Genomic DNA, 7,047 nt, shown 5'->3' on the forward strand with positions numbered 1-7,047 from the left:
GGCCGCCGTCAGAGCTCGTCGAGGAGCCCCTGGGCCAGCTCCGCGATCTGCAGCAGCGCTTTCCGCTGCGGCCCCACCGCGTCGGGGCCGTAGAGCTCCGGCGCGACCTGGAACTCCCCGACCCGCCGCAACAGCTCGTACAGCCGCGGGTCCGGCGGCTTCACGAACACCGGGCGGCCGTTCACCCACACCCAGCCCGGGCCGCCGTCGATGATGCCGGTGAGGATGCGGAAGTCCGGGGTGAGGATCGGCGGCTCCTCCACCTCCACGTAGATGACGGGCCTGCGCGCCTGCAGGCACAGCGCCACCATGCCGGCACTGACGTCGGCAGTGATCCGCTGCATCTCGTCGTCGGGCGGCTGCGGGTCGTCGTCGAGGCCGAACTCGATGGCCAGGCCGTACACACAGGACGCGTCGGGGTTCACGAGGTGGCGGGAGTAGGCGTAGTCGATCGTGTCGCCCGACATGGGGTTCTGGACACCGGCGCCCGCCGTCGGCCGGTCGTAGAGGGCCACGCCCCTGTACCTCTCCTGGCGGACCCCCCGCACCGCGGTGACGACGGCCGAGACCGCATCGTCCATCCGAGCCCGGTCGTCCGGGTCCATGTACTCCCCGTACCGGTTCACGTCGGCGACGCCCCGCACGCCGTCGAAGTCCGGGTTGAAGAAGGTCTGCTCGGGCCGCGACGACTGGGTCGGGGCGTCGCCCCAGCTGCGCATGACCTGGCCGCCGGTGCAGTGGATGTCGAGCAGCCACGCGATGTTCGGGTGGTCGTCGAGCAGCGAGACGATGTTGCGGGTCTCGGCCTCCGAGTTCGGGCCGATCCCCTGGTAGTGGTCGCTCAGCGGGGCGAGGCTGCCCATCGTGGGTGCGTCGGTCACGGACGGGTCGAACGCCGTGTCGATGTCGAACAGGAAGTCGAAGTTGCGGTTGACGTCGGCGCCGATCCGGGGGTCCGTGTCGTTGAGGGGCCGGCGGTTCTTGCGCCAGTCCTTGTTCTCGGGGGCCTCCTGGCTGTAGGCGCGGCCGTCGGGGTTGACGCAGCCGACGACGAAGACGTCGCACAGGTCGATGACCGAGGCGACGTCGTCGGCGTCGAACACGGTGTCGCCGTAGGTCAGCCCGGTCCCCGTCTCCCATGCCTGCAGCAGGTCCGAGGCGAAGGTCAGCGCGGTGTCGGATCCACCCCATTCGTTGCCGTGCACGTTCGCGAGGAACAGCACTCCCGCGCGGTTGCCGTGGTCGCCGTGCCTGCCGATGCGCAACGCGGTGACGGTCCGGCCCTCGAACGTCCGGTGCGGCAGCGCGATGTGGCGGCACACGCTCGGGTACCGGGCCGTGAGGTCGGTCAGGCCGGACTCGATCTGCTCCACGGTGAGATACGGCATGCGGAGTGGTTCGCCGAGGCCCCTCTGCGCGTTATCGGCGCGTGTTCACGTGTGCGCGGCGGGAGACGCCCTGCCTGACGCGGCAGACGGGGTCGTGAGTGGCGATAGTCGCTATAGCGACTATCGCCACTCACAGGGTTGTCGGCGCTGGGACGGCACGCCGGGAGCGGGTCGGACGGACGACGTGGCGACCGGCGGCGCGGTCGAGGACGTCGTCCCAGTCGTGCAGGAACCGGTCGAGGCCGAAGTGCTCGAGCGCCGCCGCGCGGGCGACGGCCCCGGCGGCCCGGGCCGCGTCGGGGTCGGACACGAAGCGCCGCAGGCCGGCGCCGAGCACCGAGAGGTCGGCCGAGCAGACACCGGCCGCGGCGGGCACCGCGCCGGGGGCCGCGGTCGAGGCGACGACGACGGCGGGCATGCCCATCGTCATCGCCTCGATCAGGGACAGGCCGAGCGAGGTCCAGCGGGCGGTGTGCAGGTAGACGCGACGACGGGCGAGCGCGGCGTGCAGCGCGGGCCGGGGCAGGTCGCCGCAGGCCCGGACACGGCCCGCGGCGCCGGACGCGGTGCCGCTGCCCTCCGCGGTGGCACCGATCCCGGCGGTGCCCGTCCCGAAGACGTCCAGCGGCGCGTCGGCCGAGAACCGGGCGAGCAGGTCGGTGCCGGTGATGCGGTTGCGACGCACCGGTTCGTTGATGCAGGTGGCCGCGACGGGCAGCTCGCCGGTCCACAGGTGCCCGGGATCGACGATGCCGTGCTCGACGACGACCGTCGGCGTGGACCCGTTGTCCCACATCAGCTCGTTGAACGCGGTGACGTGCACGAGCAGCAGGTCGTCGCGGTCGGCGACCGGATGGACCGTCGTCGCGGCGGGGCCGCGTGGCGCGTTGTGCTCGAGGTAGACGACGGGCACGTCGCGGTGCAGCCACTCCCGGGCGAGGTCGAGCTCCTGCGGGCGCTGCACGACGACGACGTCGACGCCCGCGTCGCCGAGCTCCTCGGGCGCGACCTCGACCGCCGACCCCGGCCAGTCCCAGGCGGTGGGCCGACCGCCGCCCCACGGGCCCCGCTCGGGCAGCGTCGGCAGCAGGTAGCGGTGGCGGCCCCGGACGAACGCCGTCGTCCACGAGCCGTGCACGTGCCAGACGAGGATGTTCATGCGGGCCTCCCGACCGGGCGGGGCCGGCGGCCCGTCCGCGACCGCCCGGACGCGCCGCTCAGCGCCTCGACCGCGGCCAGGACCGTCGGCGGGTCGACGCAGGCGGGGTGGCCGGCGACCGGGCAGACGTGGGCCCGGGTGAGGGGGCCGAGCGGCCCGATCACGACCGGACGGGATTGCCGCGGTGTCATGGCGCCCCATATCGCCGCGCCACGGCCGGATAAACCCACCCGTCCCGACTACTACTCTGCGCAGTCGACGGTCACCCGCTGTGCGCACCCGGGACGAGCAGGGTCTTCACCATCCCGTCACCCTTCTCCTGGAACGTCGCGTACGCGTCCGGTGCGGACTCCAGCGGGAGCCGGTGCGTCGCGAAGTCGTCGACACCGAGGGGGTCCCCGTCGAGGAGCAGCGGCAGGATGTCGGGCACCCAGCGGTGCACGTTGGCCTGTCCCATCCGCAGCTGGATCTGCTTGTCGAACATGGTCAGCATCGGCATCGGGTCGGCCATGCCGCCGTAGACGCCCGACAGCGAGACCGTCCCACCGCGGCGCACGACGTCGATCGCGCTGTGCAGCGCACCGAGGCGGTCCGTGCCCGCCGTCGTCATGAGCTTCGCGGCCAGCGCGTCGGGCAGCAGGCCCGTGAGCTGGTGGGCGACCTTGCCGCCGGGCGAGCCGTGCGCCTCCATGCCGACGGCGTCGATCACCGCGTCGGCGCCGCGCCCGCCGGTGAGGTCGCGCACGACGTCGCCGAGCTCCTCGTCGCCCTCGCCCGAGCCGACGCCGTCCAGGTCGACGACGGTCGTGCCCCGGGCCGCGGCGCGCTCCAACCGTTCCGGGACGAGGTCGACGCCGATGACCTGCTGCGCGCCGATGTGGCGCGCGACCCGGGTGCACATGTCGCCGATGGGGCCCAGGCCCAGGACCACGAGCGAGCCGCCGGGCGCGACGTCGGCGTACTGCACCGCCTGCCACGCGGTGGGCAGCACGTCGGACAGGTAGACGAACCGGTCGTCGGACGGGCCGTCGGGGACCTTCACCGGCAGCGCGTTGCCGAACGGGACCCGCATGTACTCCGCCTGCCCGCCCGGGACCTGGCCGTAGAGCTTGGTGTAGCCGAACAGCGAGGCGCCGTTGCCGTACTCGTGGACCTGGGTCGTCTCGCACTGGGAGTACAGCCCGTTGCCGCACATCCAGCACGTGCCGCACGAGACGTTGAACGGGACCACCACCCGGTCGCCGACGGCCACCTTCGTGACCTCCGGCCCGACCTCGACGACGCGCCCCATCGGTTCGTGGCCGAGGATGTCGCCCTCGTCGAGGAACGGTCCGAGGACCTCGTAGAGGTGCAGGTCCGATCCGCAGATCCCGGTCGAGGTGATCTGCACGATCACGTCGTCGGATGCCTGGATCGTCGGGTCGGGCACGGTGTCGACGCGGACGTCGCGCTTGCCGTGCCAGGTCAGTGCGCGCATGTGGCTCCTCCGGGGTTCGGGAAACGAGCGATCATCGCCGCCCTACCCCTCGTCGATGTGGGCAAACAGGTTTGACCCCGGCGCGGCCGGTCATCCCGACGTCATGCGTGTCGTCGTGACCGGAGCAACCGGCAACCTGGGCTCGGGCGTGCTGCGCGCGCTCTCCCGCGACGTCGCCGTCGACTCCCTCGTGGGCGTGGCCCGCCGGCCCCCGTCCGGGCCGGGCCCCGACGGGGTGCGAGACGTCGAGTGGGTACGCAAGGACGTCGCCACCGACGACCTCACCGAGGTGCTGCGCGGCGCCGACGCGCTCGTGCACCTCGCGTGGCTGTTCCAGCCCACGCACGATCCCGTCCTGACGTGGCGGGTCAACGTGCTCGGCTCGCTCGCGGTGTTCCGGGCGGCCGCCGCGGCCGGGGTCCCGACGGTCGTGTACGCGTCGTCGGTCGGCGCGTACTCGGCGCGCCCCGACGAGACCGGCGCGGGACCCGACCACCCCGTCGACGAGGACTGGCCGACCCACGGCTGGCCCGGGGCCGCCTACACCCGCGAGAAGGCGTACCTGGAACGGGCACTCGACGGCTGGGAGGCCGAGCACCCGCAGACCCGGCTGGTCCGGCTGCGGCCCGCGTTCGTGTTCCACCGGGAGGCCGCGGTCGAGCAGCGCCGGCTCTTCGCGGGCCCGTTCGTGCCGCAGAGCCTGCTGCGTCCCGGCCGGCTGCCGGTGCTACCCGACGTCCCCGGCCTGCGGTTCCAGGCGGTGCACTCCGACGACGTCGGCGAGGCGGTGCGGCTGGCCGTGACCGGCGACGCGCGCGGCGCGTTCAACCTGGCGGCCGATCCGGTCGTCGACATGGCGGCACTGGCCGGCCTGCTGCGCGCCCGGCTCGTCCCGGTCCCCCGGGCCGTGGTCCGCGGGGCGCTCGCCGCGGCGTGGCGCCTGCACCTCGCGCCCGCCACGCCCGGGCTGTTCGACGCCGTGCTGCGGCTGCCGATCATGGACACCGGACGGGCCCGCGCCGAGCTGGGGTGGACGCCGCAGCGGACGGCGACCCAGGCCCTGTCGTCGTTCCTCACCGGGATGGCGGAACCGACCGGCGGGCCCACGCCGGCGCTGAGCCCCGACGCGGGCGGCCCCGCGCGGCTCGGGGAGATCGCGTCAGGAGTCGGCGAGCGGCCCTGACCCGTCACCGCCGAGCAACCCTGTGAGCGGCAATAGTCGCTATAGCGACTATTGCCGCTCACAGGTCTCGGTCGGCCAGGCCGTGCGTCGGCGGCGAGCCGGCCCGTCACCCCGCAGCGCCGGGACGAACACGGCGCCGGGACCGGTGTTTGCCGGCGCTGCGGATGGGTAGACGCACGCCACCCGGCCGCCGACGTCCGGGCGTGACCCGAGGAGGAGTCGTGGAACCGAGCGCGACGCTCGCCCCGTTCATCGCGTGGCTCTCGGCCAGTGCCGTGACGGACCGCTGAGATGACCCGGACCGACCCGGCGCCGGGTGCCTTCCTCCACCCGGCGCCTCCTGCGCCCGCCCGCCCCGGCAAGGGAAGTCGGCTACTGCGCTGGCTGCACACGACCGATCCCAAGGACATCGCGTTCCTCTACCTGACGACGGCGTTCGGGTTCTTCTTCCTCGGCGGCGCGATGGCGCTGCTGATGCGCGCGGAACTGGCGCGCCCCGGACTGCAGTTCCTCTCCCCGGAGCAGTACAACCAGCTCTTCACGATGCACGGCACGATCATGCTGCTGCTCTACGCGACGCCCATCCTGTTCGGTTTCGCCAACTACATCCTGCCGCTGCAGATCGGCTCCCCCGACGTCGCGTTCCCGCGGCTCAACGCGTTCTCGTACTGGCTGTTCCTGTTCGGCGGGCTGATCGTCATGGCGGGATTCCTGACCCCGGGTGGCGCCGCCGACTTCGGCTGGTTCGCCTACTCCCCGCTCTCGGACGCCACCCATTCCCCCGGGGTCGGCGGCGACCTGTGGATCACCGGGCTCGTCATCGCCGGACTGGGCACGATCCTCGGCGCGGTCAACATGATCACGACGGTCGTCTGCATGCGCGCCCCCGGCATGACGATGTTCCGGATGCCGATCTTCACGTGGAACATCTTCTTCACGTCGGTCCTGATCCTGATCGCGTTCCCCGTGCTCACGGCCGCACTGCTCGGGCTCCTGGCCGACCGGCAGCTCGGCGCGCACGCGTTCGACCCCGGCAACGGCGGCGCGATCCTGTGGCAGCACATGTTCTGGTTCTTCGGCCATCCCGAGGTCTACATCGTCGCGCTGCCCTTCTTCGGCATCGTCACCGAGATCTTCCCGGTGTTCAGCCGGAAACCCGTGTTCGGCTACAAGGGCCTGGTCTATGCGAGCGTGTCGATCATGGTGCTGTCCGCGGCCGTGTGGGCACACCACATGTTCGCGACCGGCGCGGTGCTGCTGCCGTTCTTCTCCCTGACGACGTTCCTCATCGCGATCCCGACGGGCATCAAGTTCGTCAACTGGATCGGCACGCTGTGGAAGGGAAAACTGACCTTCGAGACACCGATGCTGTTCGCCCTCGGCTTTCTCGCCACGTTCCTGTTCGGCGGTCTGACCGGGGTCCTGCTGGCGTCCCCGCCACTGGACTTCCACGTGTCCGACACCTATTTCGTCGTCGCCCATTTCCACTACGTCCTGTTCGGGACGATCGTGTTCGCGACGTTCGGCGGCATCTACTTCTGGTTCCCGAAGATGACGGGGCGGATGCTCGACGAGCGGCTCGGGAAGCTGCACTTCTGGCTGACGTTCGTCGGGTTCCACACCACGTTCCTGGTGCAGCACTGGCTGGGCAACGAGGGGATGCCGCGCCGCTACGCCGACTACCTGCCCACCGACGGGTTCACCACGCTGAACACGATCTCCTCGATCGGGGCGTTCGTCCTCGGGGTGTCCATGCTGCCGTTCGTGTGGAACGTGTTCCGGTCCTACCGGTACGGGCGCGTCGTGACCGTCGACGACCCGTGGGGCTTCGGCGCCTCCC

6 protein-coding genes are annotated in these 7,047 nt (G+C 71.9%); 2 read left to right on the top strand and 4 right to left on the bottom strand.

Features of this window, described 5'->3' with window-relative positions; translation table 11 throughout:
• Positions 1 to 8: 8 nt before the first annotated feature.
• The 4 genes from PSU4_RS24965 to PSU4_RS24975 all read right to left on the bottom strand — a co-directional run bounded on the left by PSU4_RS24965 (position 9) and on the right by PSU4_RS24975 (position 4,024).
• A complete protein-coding gene (locus PSU4_RS24965) occupies positions 9 to 1,388 on the bottom strand; it encodes a M14 family zinc carboxypeptidase (RefSeq protein ID WP_147113296.1) in 1,380 nt (459 codons plus the stop codon).
• A gap of 130 nt (positions 1,389 to 1,518) precedes the next feature.
• Complete coding sequence (locus PSU4_RS24970; RefSeq protein ID WP_147113300.1) at positions 1,519 to 2,547, bottom strand: glycosyltransferase; 1,029 nt, start codon at positions 2,545 to 2,547, stop codon at positions 1,519 to 1,521.
• Complete coding sequence (locus PSU4_RS31980) at positions 2,544 to 2,711, bottom strand: hypothetical protein (protein ID WP_222596387.1); 168 nt, start codon at positions 2,709 to 2,711, stop codon at positions 2,544 to 2,546. The genes PSU4_RS24970 and PSU4_RS31980 overlap by 4 nt, the downstream gene beginning before the upstream one ends.
• Before the next feature lie 98 nt (positions 2,712 to 2,809).
• On the bottom strand, positions 2,810 to 4,024 hold the full coding sequence (locus PSU4_RS24975; RefSeq protein ID WP_147113303.1) for an alcohol dehydrogenase catalytic domain-containing protein: 1,215 nt from the start codon (positions 4,022 to 4,024) through the stop codon (positions 2,810 to 2,812).
• Between the two features lie 103 nt (positions 4,025 to 4,127).
• Here PSU4_RS24975 and PSU4_RS24980 point away from each other — a divergent pair, with 103 nt between their 5' ends.
• Positions 4,128 to 5,207 carry an NAD-dependent epimerase/dehydratase family protein gene (locus PSU4_RS24980; protein WP_147113324.1) on the top strand — a complete coding sequence of 360 codons (1,080 nt, stop codon included), beginning with the start codon at positions 4,128 to 4,130 and terminating at the stop codon, positions 5,205 to 5,207.
• A 291-nt stretch (positions 5,208 to 5,498) separates the two neighbouring features.
• On the top strand, positions 5,499 to 7,047 hold a 1,549-nt coding region (ctaD, locus tag PSU4_RS24985), incomplete at its 3' end, for an aa3-type cytochrome oxidase subunit I (protein WP_147113308.1).

Source organism: Pseudonocardia sulfidoxydans NBRC 16205 (genome assembly GCF_007989085.1).
In the GTDB taxonomy this organism is placed as follows: Bacteria; Actinomycetota; Actinomycetes; order Mycobacteriales; family Pseudonocardiaceae; genus Pseudonocardia; species Pseudonocardia sulfidoxydans.

Coding starts and splice junctions, on each gene's coding strand:
- PSU4_RS24965 (WP_147113296.1), bottom strand. CDS start 1,388: ATGCCGTATCTCACCGTGGAGCAGATCGAGTCCGGCCTGACCGACCTC.
- PSU4_RS24970 (WP_147113300.1), bottom strand. CDS start 2,547: ATGAACATCCTCGTCTGGCACGTGCACGGCTCGTGGACGACGGCGTTC.
- PSU4_RS24975 (WP_147113303.1), bottom strand. CDS start 4,024: ATGCGCGCACTGACCTGGCACGGCAAGCGCGACGTCCGCGTCGACACC.
- PSU4_RS24980 (WP_147113324.1), top strand. CDS start 4,128: ATGCGTGTCGTCGTGACCGGAGCAACCGGCAACCTGGGCTCGGGCGTG.